Genomic DNA, 18347 nt, shown 5'->3' on the forward strand with positions numbered 1-18347 from the left:
ACCTCAGCAACACCGGGCAGGCTGCTGTACAGGGCGCGATACCAACGAAGGAGGACGAGCTTCGGATGGCGCGCGTCTACTCGCGCCTCATCGGGAATGCGAATGTGTTCGGCCACGCCGTCCGGAGCGGGCCCATACCCACATGTGACGACATCGTGATCGCGCGCGAACTCCTCCACCTGCTTCAAGACGCGCGCATCCCCCCGAATCGGCGAGAACGAAAGAATCAACATGCGGGTCATCGCGTCAGAACTTCCACCAGCACACGGCTGTTGACATCCGCATCGGACATCTTTTCCCAGACTTGCCGTGCACGTCGCGCGGGCTCGCGCACCATCCGTAGTATCGCGTCTCCCAACACTTCGTCGGTCGCATCGGCCGGCACCGTCTCCCCGGATCCGAGTTCCCCTCCGACAATCTCGGCAACTCCGCCGACGTCTGTGGCAACGACGGGCACCCCGAACGACATGGCCTCCATGATTGAGACCGGGACGCCCTCGCTGCTGCTCGCGTTGACGAACACATCAACCTTCTCGGAACGGTAGAACCGCATGATCTCCTCGTTCGCAGCCTGGCCGCGAAGCTCGACCGCCAGACGTGCAGACGATATGCGCCGAACGAGGTCGCTGAGCTGGACCATCAGAGGGCCGTCGCCGAAATGAACCCACCGCACAGGAACCGATGCCGCCACGTACTTCATCGCAGCGGCAATGAGATCGACGCGTTTGACCGCAGACACCGAGGAGCAGCTGACCACGGTGACGATACCGATCTCGGGGTGAGCCGGACGTTGACCACGGTCAATGGTCCCGAGGCGAGATACGACTATCGGTGAGCGGTCCCGCCAAGGATATGTCTCGCGCAGGTATCGCGCGGCATGATCGGAAATCGGCAGCAGTACATCCGGACGGGTGAGGAGCGAAGCCCGGAGGGGCAGCCACCCAAGCACCTCTTCGTATACGTCGAATCTGTGCAACCGCAATGCTACAGAACCACGCACGCGGGGAAGACAAGGAAGCGCCATGCCCGCACCCATCGCCCAAAAGCTGTATACCGATACTGACTCCGCCCCACGAAGCGCTTGTCGCAATTGCGGATGAGCGGCCCGCCCCGCGGACGCCGCGATACTTTCCAGCACACGCTTAAGCTTTCGCCCGACACGATGGTGTCGCAGTTCGTCCACCATCGTCCTCGCAGCGCGCAACGCGATCGGAGGATGAAGCAATGCCCGCCACGGGGACACGTCACCATCTTTGAGAGAGCCGCCGTAACGAACGTTCGACGGCAAGCTTACCAACTGCGGCTCTCCTGGCGACGGATAATTGAAGATGACGACGTCATCGAACGCTGCAGCAAGTGCACCGATCTCGTTCTGCACGAAGGTCACATCGCCATATGCCCGTGGGAACTCGTTGGTCAGAAGTATCAGGCGACGAGCGACTCGCCGGTCATGGCCATGTGGCATAGCGAATCAACCTCCGCAGGGGGGACTCCCGGTGTAAGACTAGACGCAGGTCAGCGGTCAACCAGCGATCTGATCTCCCTGCCTCGTTTCGACGCCGTACCTTTATCTCGAAGTCTTCGAACGTAGTGATCGGTTCCTGTACGTCTCGCAGCAATCGACCGTCGGCCCTCGAGAGCACCTCCAGGTACCGAGGAGACAGTGCCTCCGCGACCGCGAGAATTCGCTGCACGGCCGTACGATCTTTCTCCGACCAGGATCCGTCTGCGAGGCGACGGAACAGAGCACCGAGGACATGCACGCGGACGGTCTTCACCACCAGAGCCAGGCGCTCTTCCGTACCCAACTGCTGAACCCATGTCAGTGAGAAGAGGCGCAGGAACGGACGGAACTCCTCGTGGAGAGGGCGAACCTCGAGCGTGACGCGCTGGGGTCCGTCGTTCATGATCACGTACCCCGGATCGCGCGGGTGAAAGTCAATGCGAGCTTCAGAGAACCACAGGGCGGCTGAGACGCTGACATCTTCGCCTGTCGGCAGTCCTTCGGTGAAGGCATAGTCGGAGGAAAGCCAGATCCCCTGCCGGACCAGTGCGAGCGGCGCCGTGCGATACATCAGGCGATCGCGCACCACGTGAAGATTTCGCGTACGCCACTTCCGCGCAAGCGGATTCGGCAAGGAAGGTTGCCCATCGTGCCGGAGCGGATACACAAGGACATCGGGTCGGGTCTCATCGAGTCGACGCAGCAAGCTGTCGACGGCACCGCTCTCAAATCGATCATCTGACCCGAGCAAACCTACGTAATCGCCCGTCGACTGCGAGATACCGAAATTGAACGGGCCAGCGGGACTCTTGATTCCGTCTCGGAATCTGAGCCAACGCACGGGTTCACCTTCGAGAGCGAGTCGCACGCTGTCGAATGCGCCGTCTGCGCAATTGTGCTCGACCACCAGCACACTGACGCGGTGCTGTGAATGCGTGTCCAGGACCGACCGGATGGCGCGCTCCAAGGGGCGCTGCGGGTCGTGAACCGAGATGACGATTTCGATTGAGACTGGCGAATGCGTCATCCGGCCAGACCCGCCAATCTCGCTTGCTCTGCGAAAGTCGGATTCTCTCGCACAAGCTGCTCGAAATTTCCCCGAGCTGTGATCCTGCCATCCGCCATGAGACACACCAGGTCAGCATGTCGAATGGTCGCGAGCCTGTGCGCGACGGTGATGACAGTGACTTCGCCGTGCAAACCGGAGATCGCCGTTGTGACAGCCGCTTCGGTCTGGGTGTCCAGAGCGCTCGTGGCCTCGTCCATCACCAGCACCAGTGGATCGCTGTATAGCGCACGCGCTATACCGAGGCGCTGCCGCTGGCCCCCGGAGAGCGCGATGCCCCTTTCTCCAATCCGTCCGCTGAGGCCGCCCGGCCGCGAGTTCACAAAATCCCAGAGTTGAGCTTGTCGGAGAGCTCGCTCAACCCGCATCACGTCGATCTCTTGACTCCACGTCAGAGCAACGTTCTGCGCGATCGTGCCGTCGAAGAGTGCCACCTCTTGAGGGACGTATCCGACGCGATCACGCCAAGCGCGAAGGACATCTTCCAACCGCTGTCGATCCACCGAGACGTCGCCTTGGGAAGGCGTCAGAAGTCCCAACATGATATCGACGAGCGTCGACTTCCCAGATCCGCTGACGCCGACCAGTGCAACAGACGACCCCATCGGCACATCCAACGTCACGTCGCTCAACGCGGGACGATCGGCCCCCGGATACGTGAATGCGACATTGTCGAGAGTGAGGCGTTTCGGGCGAGGCGGGAGCGCCTGTCCTCCGATCCGCTCAGCGTGCTCGATATACGTTTTCGACATCTCGATATCAGCGATGACTGCGCGAACATGCGGAGCACTCGACGACGTCTGCGTCACAATGGACTGGAACCCCGTGATCGCCGGCACCAACCTGAACCCCGCGACACCGAAGAGTGCGATCGCTTCGACAGCCTTCGACATATCGCCGTGCGCGACGATCAGACTGACGCCGCCGATCACCGCGAACCCACCGACCAGCGCCGAATCAATAACGAACTTGGGTACCGCTGACAGGAATGACAGATTAGCCCGCGCCCGCGTCGTAGCGATCCGCTCAAGATGGACGACATCACCGACTTCGCGGAACTTGCCACGCAGGGCGATTTCCTTGAGCGCTCCAACCATCTCCGTCATGAGTTTTGCCACCCGCATCGAAGAATCGCGATTCACTCGCCCAGCCTGCACAGCCTTGCGCGAGACCCACAGGTACAGCACCAACGCGATCAGCCCGAGGTAGATGAGCGTGACGAGCGCCGTCATCGGCTGCGCGATAACGATGAGAACAATGAGAGCGACCGACGTTACGACGAGAGTCGGCAGATTCAGCACCGGGACGAGAAATCCACCTATCGCATTCGCAATGCCAACGTCCGCGAGTCTCACCAATTCGGCTGTCGTGCGCTTCAGCCGATCGACCCACGGTGCTTGGATGTACGCGTCAAACAGGTGATCCCCGATGCTCAGTTCATAGGAGGCAAACCGACGCGTTGCAAGCCATTGGAGTGCGATGTTACCCGCGGACTTCGTGACGACCAGAAGAGCGAGACCCGCAAGCAGCCAAGGAAAATCACTCCCTTGAATCGTTCCCACCACCGGCAGCGACAGCGATGCGCCGCTGGCCACCATCGCTGCCAACACGGCGGCCAATAGCCCGAGCGCACCTACATCGACAAGCGCAAGGACTGCGGTCACCACAGAGTACAGAATCAGGAAACGCCGCGCTTCCCGTGGCAGATAAGGAAGAAGGTCGCTGACGGTATTCCAGATGAGCTTCATCGTGAGATGACCACGGAATCCCCCGTGCGGGCGGAATGGAGGGCTGCTTCGACGACGGTGAGGGTGCGCTGCCCCTGTGCCATGGTGACGACGTCGGTGTGCTGGCCGAGGACGGCGTCGCGGAAGTTCTCGTGCTCGACGCGCAGGGGCTCCCGCTTGGCGAACGCGTAGCGGGTGACGTCACCCTCGGACACGCCGCGGAAGGAGGACACGGACTCCCATTCCAGCGGGATGGTGCCGTTGGCGTAGAAGGTGAGATCTCCCGTGGAGGTGTCGGCGACGAATGCGCCCTTCTCGCCGGTGACGACCGTGACGCGCTCCTTCATCGGGCTGAGCCAGTTCACGATGTTGTTCACGATCACACCGGATGCCGTGCGGCCGGTGATGGTGATCATGTCCTCGTGCTCGCGGCCGGACTTGAACGCGGTCTGCGCGAACACCCGCTCGTAGTCGGACTGCACGACCCAGGCGGTCAGGTCCACATCGTGCGAGGCGAGGTCCTTCGCGACTCCGACATCCGCGATCCGGGCCGGGAACGGGCCCTGTCGGCGGGTGACGACCTGGTAGACGGCACCGAGCTCGCCCGCCTCGATCCGCCGGCGCAGCTCCTGCAGCGCCGGGTTGAACCGCTCGATGTGTCCCACCGCGCCGATCAGACCCGCATCCTTGAACGCGTCGACCATGCGCTGGCCGGCCTCGAGGGAGTGCGCGATGGGCTTCTCGACCAGCGTGTGCACGCCCGCGGCGGCGAGCTTCAACGCGGCATCCTCGTGGAACCGGGTCGGCACCGCGACCACCGCGATGTCGATCCCCGCGTCGATGAGCGCGTCGATGTCGGGCAGCACCTGCAGCTTGCCCGCCACACCGTGCGGGTCACCGCCGGGGTCGGCGATCGCGACGAGGTCGACCCCGTCCAGTTCACGCAGCACCCGCGCGTGGTGCCGGCCCATCATGCCGACGCCGAGCAGTCCCGCCCGCAGCGTCTCGGCCATCAGGCGCCCGCTCCGGCGACGGTGTTCACCGCGGTGACGATCCGCTCCAGGTCCGCCTGCGTCAACGACGGGTGCACCGGCAGCGAGACGACCTCGCGTGCCGCCCGCTCGGTCTCGGGCAGATCCAGGCCCGGCGCGTACGGCGCGAGCGACGGCAGCCGGTGATTCGGGATCGGGTAGTACACCCCGGAACCCACCTGGTGCTCATCCTTCAACGCCCGAACGAAACCGTCCCGATCCTCCGGCACGCGGATCGTGTACTGGTGATACACGTGCACCGCACCCTCCGCGACCGGCGGGACCACGACACCGCGCAGGTTCGCGTCCAGGAACGCCGCGTTCGCCTGACGGGTCTTCGTCCACGCGTCGACCTTCGTCAGCTGCACCCGCCCGATCGCGGCGTGGATGTCGGTCATGCGGGCGTTGAACCCGATCACCTCGTTCTCGTACTGCCGCTCCATGCCCTGATTGCGCAGCAGCTTCACCCGCCGGGCGATCTCCGCCGTGGCCGTGGTGACCATGCCGCCCTCACCACTGGTCATGTTCTTCGTCGGATACAGGCTGAACATCGCGAACTCGCCGAACGAACCCACCGGGCGGCCGTCCAGCGACGCACCGTGCGCCTGCGCCGCATCCTCGTACAACGCGACACCCCGCTCGGCGGCCAGCTTCTCCAGCTCGCGCATCCGCGCCGGGTGACCATACAGATGCACCGGGAGGATGCCCTTCGTCTGCGGCGTGATCGCCGCAGCCACCGCCGCAGGGTCCAGCGTGAACGTCTCCGGCTCGATATCGACGAACACCGGCGTGCCACCCGTCAGCGCCACCGAGTTACCCGTCGCTGCGAACGTGAACGACGGCACGATCACCTCATCGCCCGCACCCACACCCGCCGCGAGCAGGCCCAGGTGCAGACCAGCGGTGCCGCTGTTCACCGCGACCGAGAGGCGCCCCGGCACGAAATGCTCCGAGAACTCCGCCTCGAACGCCGCCACCTCGGGCCCCTGCGCCACCATCCCACTGCGCATCACACGGTCAACAGCTTCGCGCTCCTCATCACCGATGATCGGCTTCGCCGGGGGGATGAAATCGCTCACGCGGCCTCCTTGGTCAGAATTCCATTGGTCTCGATATAGCGGTCACCCGTAGTCGGGCAGACCCAGATGCCGTCGGTGTCACCGGGGGCGAGCGGCACGCCCGACTCCCCCACCCAGCCGATGCGGCGCGCGGGCACGCCGGCGACCAGAGCATAGGCGGGGACGTCCTTGACGACGACCGCGCCCGCGGCGACAGTCGCCCACGCTCCGATCGTCACCGGGGCGACGCAGGTGGCGCGGGCTCCGATGGCGGCGCCGCGCTCGATGGTCACACCCACGGGCTCCCAGTCGTGCGCGCTCTTGAGCGTGCCATCGGCGTTGATCGCGCGGGGGTACGTGTCGTTGGTCAGCACGACAGCGGGTCCGATGAAGACGCCGTCGGCGAGCTTCGCCGGCTCGTACACGAGCGCGTAGTTCTGCACCTTGCAGTTGTCGCCCATCTCGACGCCCGTGCCGATGTACGCGCCGCGTCCGACGATGCAGTTCTGCCCCATCCGCACGCCCTCGCGCACCTGCGCCAGGTGCCAGATCGAGGATCCGTCGCCGATCACGGCTTCGGACGAGACATCGGCGGAATCGACGATGCGCACGCTCGTGGAAGTAGACACGGCGGTTCCTCCTGCAGAGTCGGGGACGGCGGGACCTTCACGATTCTAGTGTGGGACCTGCGTCGCTCCCTGTGATCCATCCGCAATCGCGACGATCGCCGCCGTCGCGCGCTCGGCGACCCGCTCCGCAGACACATTGTCCTCCGCCCAGCGAACGAGTCGATCACGCTCGTCCTCGAAATCTTCGGTGAGCACCTGCGAGACAGCATCCGCGAGCGACACGGCGTCGTGATCGACGCCCACGCCAAGCCGATCGCGATTGATGATCCCGCGTACGGGATCCGGACCTGCATACGCGACAGGCGTTCCGACAGCGACGGCGGCGTACAGCTTCGTGGGCACGGCGAAGTCATACCCTTGCGCCGGCGCCAGCGTCGCCACGGCGACTCGCGCGCTCCGCAGCCAATCGGCCGCCCGTTCAGCCGGAACAGTATCAAGGAACCGCACCCGGCTGTTCACAGAGCTCCGCGCAGCCAGGTCCCTCAACTGCGACCACTCGCTGCCCTGACCGATGAAGGCTGCCGTGAGCAATGGATCCCGTTCCAGCACGCGAATGACTGCTTCCATCGCCACCGACGCGCCGTGCCACTCGCTTGCCGAACCCACGTATACGATGTCCGCAGGCGCAGGGACCGTCTCTCCGTCGGGCGCGAACGTCGACAAGTCAACCCCGTGCCCTACGACGCGTACGTATCGCCCTGGCGCCAAGTCATGAACGCGACTTTCCACGCCCGGAGTCACCACTAGGAGGGCGTCAGCGCCCCGCATCGCGAATCGCTCCATGGCCGCCAAGATCCGGACGATGAATCGCGGCGCGGAGGTCGCCTGCGCGGCGTCGGACCAGATGTCCGCGGCGTAATAGACGTAAGGTCTCCGCCTGAGCTTCGCGGCGATGCGCACGACTGCACCCGTCGTCGGTGGAGGTTCACAGACGTAGACATCCGCCCGACGCCCGAAGAGCACTCGCAGCAGCAAGGGCAGATCGAAGCTCATATACTGCAGGTAGCCGCGCACGTAACCCGAGCGGTCTCGCAACACCGGCCACCTTCGGATGTCGGTTCCGTCGGCCTCAGCGTCATGCACGTCCCCCGGTGGCAACGTCGTGAGGATCGTCACATCGGCGACTTTGCTCAGTGCGCGAGCCAGGGCCTCCAGGCGCAGGGACGCCGCAGATGGTTCGGGAGCGAAGATCCTGGTCACCATCGTCACCCTCGGTCGAGTCATTCGCACGGCTCGCCTCCTCATCTTCTTTCTTCGTTCTTCGCTCGTGCTCGAGCCCCGAGTTCCAGACTCGTTACTGACACAATGGAACCATGCCCGCGACCGTCCCTCCGCCGCACGCCCCCGATCGGCACGCCTGGGTGATCATCCCGCTCTACAACGAAGCGAGCATGATCTCCGGTGTCATCACGGATCTGCGGCAGGAGTTCGAGCACATCGTGTGCGTGGACGACGGCTCGTCCGACGGCTCCGCACGTATCGCGGCCGAGGCTGGCGCGCACCTCGTGCAGCATCCGGTCAATCTCGGGCAGGGTGCCGCCCTGCAGACCGGCATCGAGTACGCCCTCGCGCACCCCGACTGCGACTACCTGGTGACGTTCGACGCCGACGGCCAGCACCGCATCGAGGATGCCCTCGGGATGCTGGCGCTGGCGCGCGAAGAGGACATCGCGATCGTCTTCGGATCGCGTTTCCTCGATGATCGCACCGATCCGGGCTGGGTCAAGAAGGTCGTGCTCAAGACGGCGGTGTGGGTGACGAACATGACCACCAGCCTGAAGCTGACCGATGCACACAACGGCCTCCGGGTGATCCGCCGCGACGCGGCCGAGCCCATCGAGATCAAGCAGGATCGGATGGCGCACGCCACCGAGATCGTCCTCGAGCTCGGCCGCACCGGACTTCCCTGGCGCGAGTACCCTGTCGAGCTGCTGTACACCGACTATTCGAAAGCCAAGGGACAGAGCGTGCTGAACTCCGTCAACATCCTCGTCGATCTGGTGGTGAGGTGACCCATGTGGATTCAGATCCTGCTCATCGCGGCCATCGTCGTGCTCGCAGTGTTCATGATGCGGCGCACCGGCGCCGACAGCCACCTGGCGATCCGCCGCATCCTGATGGGGCTGTTCGTGATCGCCGCCGTCCTCTCGGTGCTGTTCCCGCAGTGGCTGTCCTGGCTGGCACAGCTCGTCGGCGTCGGTCGAGGCACCGACCTCGTGCTCTACGCGCTCATCGTGATGTTCCTCGCGTTCGTGTACACCCAGTACCGACGCAATGTGCAGCTGCAGCGTCAGCTGACCCTGCTGTCTCGCAAGCTGGCGCTGCTGGAGGCTGACCGAGCCACCGACTCGGCGGACCGCACGCCGGAGAAGTGACCGTGCGCGACGTTCTCAGTCGCAGGCGGTGATCCGCCAGAGTTCTGCAGTGCCCCGCTCGGCGACGAGCTCGAACCCCTCACGGCCTTCGAAGCCGGTCATGCCCGGCATCTCGAAGCGTCCCGGCGTGTTGTCACCGTCACCGAAGTCGAGCGCGTACGTCGGGTCGCCGAGCGCTTCGAGGGCGGCGCACACGGCCGGATCGTCGCCCGCGTCATGCAGATCCTCCGCGACCGTCTCCCATGCCGTGGAGCGCGGCGGAGACCAGGTGCGGGGGAAAACGTCGACGCCGCTGAGCATGTATCCGAAGCCCGTCCCTGTCGACGGATTCCCGATCACCCGCGCCCCGTCGCCTACGTAGTCGGGCAGCGCTTCGAGCAGGGCGCGTTCGTCGATGCTGAGATAGCTCTCGGCCGTCGTCAGGTAACGCGAGTCCTTGTCGAAGGTACCCCCGATGAAAGCGGGCATCGGCACGGTGCGCAGCGCGATGATCAGGATCATCAGCACCGTCGCCGTCGCCGCTCCGACCCACCCGCGCGTGGGACGGGTGCCGCCGCGCAGCCTACCGATGATGAAGGCGACCGCGCGGTCCAGCCCGACCGCCGCGATCGGAATGATCACCATCGGCGCATAGGCGGCGATGCGATTCGGGTCGGCGTACCAGGGAGCGAGCAGGCCGTCGCGAAGCAGGGGCATCCCGATCGCCGCGACGAGCACATAGAGCGCGGACACGGCGAGCCACGCAGCCACGAACCAGCGTCGGCCCGGTGTCAGGCAGAGCACGACCAGCCCGATCAGCATCAGAGCGCTCAGCCCCCACGCGAACGGGATCCGCATCTGCCCGTTGAAGAGGATGTCGAGGAAGACCTCGAGCTTTCCGCGGAACGGAGGCCAATGGGAGCCGCCCGTGCCGCGGGAAAGGATCGACCAGGCGATCACGAGGGCGGCCCAGACACCGATGACCGATGCGATTCGCCAGCCTCTGCGCGAGGCCTCGGCGTCGCGGAGCATCCATGAGGTGAACCACAGCGCGAGAACGAGGCCCCAGATCGGCAGCGATGCGGGCTGAGCCAGCGCGAGCGCCGCGATCCCGATGCCGACGAGCAGCACGGTGCGCACGATCGCACCGGCGTCGCGTCCATCGCGCAGGCCCTGCAGCGCCCAGATGGCGGCGGCGACGGACGCGGGCACGAGCGCGACCGACAGCGCGTTCGGGAACAGCACACCCCACTGGAACATGAGCAGCGGGAACAGTTGCAGCCCGGACGACAGGATCGCGGCATAGCCGCCGATGCGTCGGGACCCGGTGACCGTCTCCGTCAGCCAGGCGACGCCGAGGACCCAGATCGCGCCGATGATGACCGTGAAGGCGTTCGCCGCGATCGGGATCTCCACGCCGGTGCCGAGTACGATCATCGAGACGGCGGCGTGCCACGCCGCCGGGTAGAAGCCTGCAGAGCCGAGCATCGAGCTGACATGCAGCGACGAGGCATCCGCCGTGTCCAGCACGTAGCGGATCGCGTTCATGTGGAAGACCGCGTCATTGGTCTGCGAGATGCCGGCGGGATCCTGCACATAGCCGAGCAGTCGCCAGGTGGTGAACGCAAGACCCGCTGCGATCGCCACCCACAGCAGCCGCCGTTCCGCGGGCGCGGACGGGGAGTCACGCGTCTTGTCGCGCATGCGCAACAACGATCCGACAAGCCACGCGAGCAGGATGACGACCGGGAGGACCGCGCCGAGAGACCACAGCGACCAGCCGACGCCGATCATGCCGAGGATGATCGCCGCGACACCGAGCATCGCGACGAATGCGACGGCGGAGAACGCCGCGAGCGGAAGGCCGCGCATCCCCAGGCCTCGGAGAGCGAGCGCTCCGGGTGCGAACGTCAGCGCTGCCGCGAAGACGACGGCGAGTGCCAGCGCCCCCCAGTCGGCGTTCACGCGTCCACCAGGGCGATGGCCCCTTCGAGTTCACCGTCGTAGACGACTTCGCCCTTGCTGATCACCACACCGCGGGTGCAGAGCTCGCGGACCATCTCCATGTCGTGGCTGACGACGACGAGCGTCTTGCCCGCGGCGATGAGCTCCTCGAATTTCTGGCGGCACTTCTCCCGGAACGGCACATCGCCGACCGACAGGATCTCGTCCATCAGCAGCACGTCGAGCTCGACGTGGATCGCGACGGCGAACGCCAGACGCAGGAACATGCCGGACGAGTAGTGCTTGACCTCCTGATCGATGAACTCCTCGATCTCGCTGAAGGCGACGATCTCGTCGTAGCGCTTCTCGATGTCGGCCTTCTTCATGCCGAGGATCGCAGCGTTGAGGAACACGTTCTCGCGTCCCGACAGCTCGGGGTGGAATCCCGCGCCGACCTCGATGAGACCGGCCACGCGTCCGCGGGTGAGGACTTCACCGGCGTCCGGCTCCATGACACCGGAGATCAGCTTCAGCAGGGTCGACTTGCCCGAGCCGTTCATCCCGAGGATGGCGATCGACTCGCCCTCGCCGATCACGAGGTCGATACCCTTCAGCGCCTCGAATGTCGACGTGAGCTTGCGCCTGCGGATCCACGAGACGACGGTGTCCTTCAACGAGAACGCGTGGTTCAGCGTGAACGTCTTGCGAACGCCCTCGATGATGATGCTGGGGCGGTAGGCCTTCTCGCTCATAGGTCCTGTGCGAACTTTCCCTCGAGCCGGCGGAAGACCAGCTGCCCCAGCAGCAGGGTCGCCACGGCGATGAGCAGGGTCCAGAGAGTGTTGATCCCGAGATTCGGAGGGAACGGTGTCAGCGCCTCGCCCGCATATCCGGATGCTTCGACGAGGTACTGGCTGGCCGGACGCCAGAAGGCGTAGTGGAACAGTTCCACGCCCTGTGTGATCGGGTTCAGCATGTACAGGTCGACGATCCAGCTGGGCCAGCCGAGCTTGCCGACCACTGCCTCGTAGACCATCGTCCACGCGTACAGCACGGGTGACGCCCAGGTGGCGAGCAGCAGCAGAAGCTCAACGATGTTCTCGGCATCGCGGAAGCGGACGTTGACGGCGCCGAAGAAGAGGCCGAGCCCCAGCGAGAAGATCATCACGATGAGCATTCCGGCGAGTGTGGCGAGGATGCTCAGCGCGGAGATGTGCGTCGCCCAGCCCATGAGCAGCGAGACCAGCAGCAGCAGGCCCACCTGCGGGAGGAAGTGCACGAACGAGACGAGCACCGCCGACACGGCGAAGAGCTGGCGCGGGAGGAACACCTTCCGGACGAGCGCGGCATTGCCGACGATCGACGTCGTCGCGTTCTTGAAGCCCTCCGAGAACAGGTTGATCACCACGATGCCCGAGAACAGGTAGACGGCGTAGTTCGGCACCCTGTCGAGGTTCATGAAGATGCCGAGGACGATCCAGAACACCAGGAACTGCGCGGCCGGGCGCACGTAGGACCACAGCCACCCGAGCACCGAATTGCGGTAGCGCGTAGTCACGCCGGTGCGCACCAGAAGGCGCAGCAGATAGCGCCAGCGCACGACATCGATCAGCCCGTGGCTCTTGCCCGGGGTGTCGAACGCGGTGCGCGGGACGGCAACGAAAAGATCTCGGGATTCAGTCACGTTCCAACTTACTTAGCGGCCACGACCGCCGTCGTGACAGGTTCAAGAGCAATCCTACGCCACTGCTCCTCGCGAGCCGTGCTCAGCGGATGATCAGGAAGCCGCCCCAGCCCTTTCCGATCTGCCTCGATCCCATCCATCCGCCCTTTCCGTCGCCGCGATATAGGAGCAGAGCGTTATCGGGTGCACGCGACACCACATCAACATTCCCGTCTCCGTCCATGTCGCCCCCTCCGAGAATTGCCGTCATGATGCTCCAGCCTTGTCCCACCTGCCTGGGTTCACCCCAACGACCTTGTCCGTCGCTCGGATAGATCCAGAGGGTACCGTCGGTCTTACGTGCAAGAAGGTCCCCCGCACCATCTCCATCGAAGTCACCGGCATAGAACGCAGAATCTATCGCACCCCAGTTCCAGCCGACGGTGCTCTGAGAACCCCAACCACCTTCGCCGTCTCCTCGATACAGAACGAGTTCGCCACGAGGGTTTCGTGCGAGCACGTCCGGCTTGCGGTCTCCATCGAAGTCCATCGCCCCAATGATGAGGTCGACCGTGTTCCATCCTCGGCCGATCGCTACGGGAGTACCGAGGCCGGAACCCGCGGCGCCGGGGAAGAGATTCAAGATGCCCTCGCCGTTGACGACTCCGAGGTCGCGCTTGCCATCGCCATTGAAGTCCCCGAGTGGGACAACATCACGCGCTCGCTGCCATCCGGTTGCGATGATCTTCGTCGATGCCCAACCGCCCGCGCCGTCTCCGCTGTAGAGCGCCGCTGCCCCATCGACGCGCACGCCGAGCACGTCGGGCGTCCTGTCGCCACTTACATCGCCCACTCCCGGCGGTAGAACGCGGGTTCTGATAACGGGAGAACCGGCGCCGCTTATCGATTGCATCGATGACCACCCCGACCCGACCACTGCACCTGAACCGAGCCTGCCCGATGAAGTCCCCGGATATGCCCACAACTGCCCAGCTCCGTCCCGAGCAAGGATGTCCGCTCGCTTGTCGCCGTTGAAGTCATCAACTACGAAGATGGAACTCAGACTCTGCCAACCATGCCCGAGTTGCGAGCGCGGTTTCCAACCGCCTCTCCCATCTCCGGGATACATGAAGAGGCGACCCTCGCCGTCCCGAGCGATGACGTCTGGGTTTGCATCGCCCGTGAAATCAGTTCCCCCACTGATGTGAGTCATTACGTTCCAGGCCGTCCCGACACGAATCGCATCTCGGAACCCGCCACGATCGTTTCCCGGCCACAGCCAGAGCGCGCCGACCTTGTCCCGGCTGAACAGGTCCGGCACGCCATCCCCGTCGAAATCGCCGGCTGTCGTGATCGTGTCGGAGGCGCCAAACGCGATGTCGAGTTTCTCTGGGGCCGACACCGTGCCGCTATCGGCGCCATTCAGAATCCAAGCGCCGTTCGACGAATCCAACGCCACAAGATCGCGGTGCCCGTCGCCGTCGAGATCGCCGGGCGACAAGATCTGGGTAGCGGCAGTTGATTCACCGAGTTGTTTCCGCTCAGCCCATCGTCCCTTCTCGAATCCATATGCCCAGATCTCGCCGGCAGCACTGAGTGCGACTGCATAGTCTGATGTATCGAGATGGGTCGGATTGGGCGCAGGTGGAGGGCTGGTGCTGGGCACCTGCGTCGAGCCGAACCAGTCGGTGAAGTAGTTGTAGAAGTTGCGGTTGCCGTAGCTCGAGCACGAGTCGCCGGTGCCGTAGCCGGCACGCATCGCGGCCGCGTTCGGCTGGTACGGGGTGTAGTAGTACAGGGCTTCGGTCGCCTTGTTCGCGATGTAGACCGGTCCGGTGCCGCAGCGCGCGCGGTCCGGGTGCCACTGGATCTGCCAGGTCTGCCCCGCCTTATACCACTGGAAGTAGCGGCCCTCCATGTAGATCTGCATCTGCCGGGCGGCGCCGTAGATCTGGTGGAAGAAACCCACGAACTTCGGATCGCAGGGTGCCGTGTCAGGACATGCCTGTCCGAGGGCCGCGTCGTAGCGCCACTGGCTCGGCCAGGTGTGGTTGATCAAGCCCTGCTCCTTCTGAAGCATGACGATCAGAACCTGCGGGTTGATGTCGCATGCCTGTGCCACGCGGTAGATGATGCGAGCCGCGCTCTCGTTCGCCGCGCCGGCATAGCCTCTGCAGTACTTGTCAGCAGGGCGCGTGACCGATGTCGTCCGGTAGTCCTTCAGACACGTGTATCCGGCCCGGCAGTTCGTCACCTTCGAGTTGAAGAACGTCTGGATCTGCGCCTCGGTCATCGTCGAGCGGTCAGTGAACACCGCGTCGCTGATGATGTTGCCCGGATTGAATCCCGCCAGGGACATCTTCGCGGGCCCGTTCACCGCCGCACCGACCGGCGTCGCAGCCGCGGTCGCGGGCACCGCGGTGCCGAGGATGAGGCCGAGAACGGCGACGATCGTCGTCGCCCAGCGGGCCGTTCGAGACACGTGTCGGTCGCGGGGTCGACGAAGATGCATGTGAATAGTGTGACTGAAGTTGCGCGACGATGCCACCGGGGCGGTATATCGGCGGATTTTCCACGGCGTGTCGCGACTGCTCGCGGCTGACTCTCAGAGTTCTGCGTGCAGTGACCAGACGCGCTCGGCAGAGCTCGCCCACGAGAACGCCCGAGCCCGGTCCGAGCCCAGCACCCTCAGCCGCTCACGGCCCGAGCCGAGCGCATCCGCCAGGGCATCGGTGAGCTCTTCTGCGCTCACCACGGCGCCCCCGTCCGCGATCACGTCGCGGTGCACACCTGAATCGACCGCGACCACGGGCACCCCCAATTCCATCGCCTCGACCAGCCGCCACGGCCAGCGCATACCCGTCGATGTGCCCACGAGCGCACCGGCGGCAGAGAGCACCGCCGCGCGTTCGGCGTCGTCGAGAGCACCCCGCACATGGACGCGACGCTCCGGCAGGCCGGCTGCCGACGCGAGATCGGCGAGCGCCGGCTCGGACCCCTCCTCAGCGTCCAGCACGACGGCATCCGATCCCGCGCGGGCAGCCGCGCGGAAACCCTCCTCGAGCGACCCGGCATCCCCGACGAGCGCCACGTACTCCCCCGGAAGCTGCAGCTCGGCCCGCAGCGCCGCGGCGTCATCCGGCTCGCGGAATCCGGTCGGCGCAGCGCCGGCGATCACTCGGATGCGATCACCCAGCGGCGCGATCTCGGCGAGACGCTCGGCCATGGCGTGCGAGGGCACGCTCACGGCATCCGCGTACTTCACCGCGCGCTTGAGCATCGCGCGCTGCCACACCACGCTCGCCTTCGTCAGTTCGTCCGGTGCCTCCCAGGCGCACAGGTCCCAGAGCGTCACAGTCGTCTGGTCGTGATCGTGCAGGCGATCGTGACGCACCAGCGGAGCCAGAAGCGTCGGCGAGTGGATGAGCCCGCCGCCCACCCCCGCGCCGATGCCCATCTGCCAGGCGGCGGCGAGTTCGCGTCGCGCGAGCGGCAGCGAACGGATCTCGTGCAGTCCGGGCGTCGTCACCTCGGTGCCGCTCGGCGCGATCGCCGACACCACGCAGCCGCGGGGTGCGGTGCGGATCAGGCCCTCGGTGAGCGCCAGGCCCGCGCGCGCCACGTCGGCGTCGACGCCCACCTGGTCGAGCACGACCCGCAGCTGAACACTCATGAGGTCAGCCTAACGGCGGCTTCCTGGGCATCCCCGGTACCCCGCGGCGTCAGCTCTCGACCTCGACCAGGTCCTTCTCCTCGATCAGCTCGAGCGAGAGCACCCGGTACCCCTCCGCGTCGAAGAACACCGTCATCCTGTCGTCCTCGACAGACATCACCGTGCCCGGTCCCCACTCCGCGTGCTGCACCCGGTCATCCACCCGGTACGCGACCCCGGCGTCGGCTTCGCAATCCGATGGCGACGGCGCAGTCCCCTCAGCGCATCTGTCGCAGTTCCCGCACGGCCCGTCCAGCTCCTCCCCGAAGTAGTCGAGCAGTGTCTGCCGCCGGCACCGGCGGCTCTCCGCGTACGACCGCATCATCTCGATCCGCGACTGGTCGATGCGCTCGCGCTCCTCGACCCTGTCGAGCGCATCGGAGACCGCAGCTGCCGTGTCGCCGCGGGTGATCAGACGCGCTCCCCCTCGGCCGAGTCGCACATGCCCGGTGTCGGAGAGCAGCGCGAGAAGCGCGGTCACGCGCCGGGTCGACAGGCCGGATGCCTCCGCGAGCTCGGCCCGCCGGCGCGTGCCAGCGCCGAGCGCACGCAGCAGCTTCCGCATCTCCCCGGCGGCCGGCCGGCGGCCCGCGAAGTACCTCCGCAGCGCGAGGTCTTCCGGCCGGAAGTGCAGCACGGCGTGCGCTGGTCCTCCGTCGCGACCGGCCCGCCCCATCTCCTGGTAGTACGCGTCGACCGAGTCGGGCGCGTCCGCATGCACCACGAAGCGCACATTCGGCTTGTCGATGCCCATGCCGAACGCGGACGTGGCGACCACTGCATCCAGCCGGTCCTCGAGCAGGTCCTCGTGCACCTGCTCGCGCGACTTCGCCGACATGCCCGCGTGATAGGCGGCGGCGCGCAGTCCCCGCTCCTGCAGCTGCTCCGCGTACCGCTCGGTGTCACGTCGCGTCGCGGTGTACACCAGGCCCGGCGTCGGCAGCTCGACGACCTCGTCGACGACCGCGGCCCGTTTGTCGGCGTCCTGTGTATGGCGACGCACCGCCAGTGAGATGTTCGGGCGGTCGAGTTCGCCGATGCACACGAACGGGTCACGCAGGCCCAGCCGCGAGACGATCTCCGCGCGCACGGGTGTGGACGCCGTCGCTGTCAGCGCCATGACGGGCGGACGGCCCAGGCGCTCCGCCGCCGCGCCGATCATGAGATAGTCCGGCCGGAAGTCATGCCCCCACGACGCGATGCAGTGCGCCTCGTCGACGACGAGCAGCGACACCTCCAGCTCCGCGAGCGCCGCCAGCACGTCGTCCTTGGCGAGCTGCTCGGGCGCGAGCAGCACGAACTCCGCACGACCGGTGCGCAGCATCCGCCACGCCTCGCGCGTTCTGCGCACTCCCCCGGCCGAGTTGAGCGCGACGCCGGCGGGCGCATCGGGTGCGTTCTCGATGCCGACCAGCTGATCCTCCTGCAGGGCGATCAGCGGCGAGACGACGACGGTGACGCCGTCGCGCAGTGCCGCCGCGATCTGGTACATCGCCGACTTGCCGTACCCGGTGGCCAGCACTGCCAGCACGTCGCGTCCGTTCACGGCCGCCTCGATGGCGTCGCGCTGGGCGGGCTTCAGTCGATCGATTCCGAAGGATTCGCGCGCGACGCGGTCGATGTCATCTGTGCTCACGTCCTCAGTGCATCGCGCGGCGC

General features: G+C 65.7%; 15 protein-coding genes and 1 pseudogene. 2 read left to right on the plus strand and 14 right to left on the minus strand.

Annotation, left to right across the window (positions count from 1 at the left end; all coding sequences use genetic code 11):
• From V2S04_RS04650 to V2S04_RS04685, 8 genes and pseudogenes are all read right to left on the minus strand, one after another.
• Positions 1-242: pseudogene (locus V2S04_RS04650) on the minus strand (glycosyltransferase family 1 protein); the annotation flags it as partial.
• Positions 239-1378: a glycosyltransferase gene (locus V2S04_RS04655; protein ID WP_413637288.1), complete on the minus strand. Its 1140-nt coding sequence runs from the start codon at positions 1376-1378 to the stop codon at positions 239-241. The pseudogene V2S04_RS04650 and the gene V2S04_RS04655, both read right to left, overlap by 4 nt.
• A 70-nt stretch (positions 1379-1448) precedes the next feature.
• Positions 1449-2531, minus strand: a complete 1083-nt coding sequence (locus V2S04_RS04660) for a glycosyltransferase family A protein (protein ID WP_413637289.1) — start codon at positions 2529-2531, stop codon at positions 1449-1451.
• A complete protein-coding gene (locus V2S04_RS04665) occupies positions 2528-4318 on the minus strand; it encodes an ABC transporter ATP-binding protein (RefSeq protein ID WP_413637290.1) in 1791 nt (596 codons plus the stop codon). Before V2S04_RS04665 ends, V2S04_RS04660 begins: the two co-directional genes overlap by 4 nt.
• Positions 4315-5310, minus strand: coding sequence for a Gfo/Idh/MocA family oxidoreductase (locus tag V2S04_RS04670; protein WP_413637291.1), 996 nt, complete (start codon positions 5308-5310; stop codon positions 4315-4317). The genes V2S04_RS04665 and V2S04_RS04670 overlap by 4 nt, the downstream gene beginning before the upstream one ends.
• Complete coding sequence (locus V2S04_RS04675; RefSeq protein WP_413637292.1) at positions 5310-6407, minus strand: DegT/DnrJ/EryC1/StrS family aminotransferase; 1098 nt, start codon at positions 6405-6407, stop codon at positions 5310-5312. Before V2S04_RS04675 ends, V2S04_RS04670 begins: the two co-directional genes overlap by 1 nt.
• Complete coding sequence (locus V2S04_RS04680) at positions 6404-7015, minus strand: DapH/DapD/GlmU-related protein (RefSeq protein WP_413637293.1); 612 nt, start codon at positions 7013-7015, stop codon at positions 6404-6406. Before V2S04_RS04680 ends, V2S04_RS04675 begins: the two co-directional genes overlap by 4 nt.
• Positions 7016-7060: 45 nt before the next feature.
• The gene (locus tag V2S04_RS04685) at positions 7061-8218 is read right to left on the minus strand and encodes a glycosyltransferase family 4 protein (RefSeq protein WP_413637294.1); all 1158 of its coding nucleotides are present in this window, start codon (positions 8216-8218) and stop codon (positions 7061-7063) included.
• A gap of 110 nt (positions 8219-8328) precedes the next feature.
• Between V2S04_RS04685 and V2S04_RS04690 the strand changes: the two genes are divergently transcribed.
• Together V2S04_RS04690 and V2S04_RS04695 are read left to right on the plus strand one after the other, a co-directional pair.
• On the plus strand, positions 8329-9027 hold the full coding sequence (locus tag V2S04_RS04690) for a glycosyltransferase family 2 protein (protein WP_413637295.1): 699 nt from the start codon (positions 8329-8331) through the stop codon (positions 9025-9027).
• A gap of 3 nt (positions 9028-9030) precedes the next feature.
• The gene (locus tag V2S04_RS04695) at positions 9031-9390 is read left to right on the plus strand and encodes a DUF2304 domain-containing protein (RefSeq protein WP_413637296.1); all 360 of its coding nucleotides are present in this window, start codon (positions 9031-9033) and stop codon (positions 9388-9390) included.
• A gap of 15 nt (positions 9391-9405) precedes the next feature.
• Here V2S04_RS04695 and V2S04_RS04700 read toward each other — a convergent pair whose 3' ends face one another.
• The 6 genes from V2S04_RS04700 to V2S04_RS04725 all read right to left on the minus strand — a co-directional run bounded on the left by V2S04_RS04700 (position 9406) and on the right by V2S04_RS04725 (position 18324).
• On the minus strand, positions 9406-11334 hold the full coding sequence (locus V2S04_RS04700; RefSeq protein ID WP_413637297.1) for a DUF6541 family protein: 1929 nt from the start codon (positions 11332-11334) through the stop codon (positions 9406-9408).
• Complete coding sequence (locus V2S04_RS04705; RefSeq protein ID WP_413637298.1) at positions 11331-12065, minus strand: ABC transporter ATP-binding protein; 735 nt, start codon at positions 12063-12065, stop codon at positions 11331-11333. The genes V2S04_RS04700 and V2S04_RS04705 overlap by 4 nt, the downstream gene beginning before the upstream one ends.
• Positions 12062-12997, minus strand: a complete 936-nt coding sequence (locus tag V2S04_RS04710) for an ABC transporter permease (protein ID WP_413637299.1) — start codon at positions 12995-12997, stop codon at positions 12062-12064. Before V2S04_RS04710 ends, V2S04_RS04705 begins: the two co-directional genes overlap by 4 nt.
• Positions 12998-13079: 82 nt before the next feature.
• Positions 13080-15488, minus strand: a complete 2409-nt coding sequence (locus V2S04_RS04715; RefSeq protein ID WP_413637300.1) for an FG-GAP repeat domain-containing protein — start codon at positions 15486-15488, stop codon at positions 13080-13082.
• A 93-nt stretch (positions 15489-15581) separates the two neighbouring features.
• Positions 15582-16649, minus strand: coding sequence for a glycosyltransferase (locus V2S04_RS04720; protein ID WP_413637301.1), 1068 nt, complete (start codon positions 16647-16649; stop codon positions 15582-15584).
• A 49-nt stretch (positions 16650-16698) separates the two neighbouring features.
• A complete protein-coding gene (locus tag V2S04_RS04725) occupies positions 16699-18324 on the minus strand; it encodes a RecQ family ATP-dependent DNA helicase (RefSeq protein WP_413637302.1) in 1626 nt (541 codons plus the stop codon).
• Positions 18325-18347 lie beyond the last annotated feature (23 nt).

This window comes from Microbacterium sp. OR21 (assembly GCF_047306785.1).
Classification (GTDB): Bacteria; Actinomycetota; Actinomycetes; order Actinomycetales; family Microbacteriaceae; genus Microbacterium; species Microbacterium esteraromaticum_E.

Bases quoted from the DNA above. Each gene is read 5' to 3' on its own strand.
- V2S04_RS04670 (WP_413637291.1), bottom strand. From the start codon at position 5,310: ATGGCCGAGACGCTGCGGGCGGGACTGCTCGGCGTCGGCATGATGGGC.
- V2S04_RS04695 (WP_413637296.1), top strand. From the start codon at position 9,031: ATGTGGATTCAGATCCTGCTCATCGCGGCCATCGTCGTGCTCGCAGTG.
- V2S04_RS04705 (WP_413637298.1), bottom strand. From the start codon at position 12,065: ATGAGCGAGAAGGCCTACCGCCCCAGCATCATCATCGAGGGCGTTCGC.
- V2S04_RS04660 (WP_413637289.1), bottom strand. From the start codon at position 2,531: ATGACGCATTCGCCAGTCTCAATCGAAATCGTCATCTCGGTTCACGAC.
- V2S04_RS04720 (WP_413637301.1), bottom strand. From the start codon at position 16,649: ATGAGTGTTCAGCTGCGGGTCGTGCTCGACCAGGTGGGCGTCGACGCC.
- V2S04_RS04685 (WP_413637294.1), bottom strand. From the start codon at position 8,218: ATGGTGACCAGGATCTTCGCTCCCGAACCATCTGCGGCGTCCCTGCGC.
- V2S04_RS04715 (WP_413637300.1), bottom strand. From the start codon at position 15,488: ATGCATCTTCGTCGACCCCGCGACCGACACGTGTCTCGAACGGCCCGC.
- V2S04_RS04665 (WP_413637290.1), bottom strand. From the start codon at position 4,318: ATGAAGCTCATCTGGAATACCGTCAGCGACCTTCTTCCTTATCTGCCA.
- V2S04_RS04690 (WP_413637295.1), top strand. From the start codon at position 8,329: ATGCCCGCGACCGTCCCTCCGCCGCACGCCCCCGATCGGCACGCCTGG.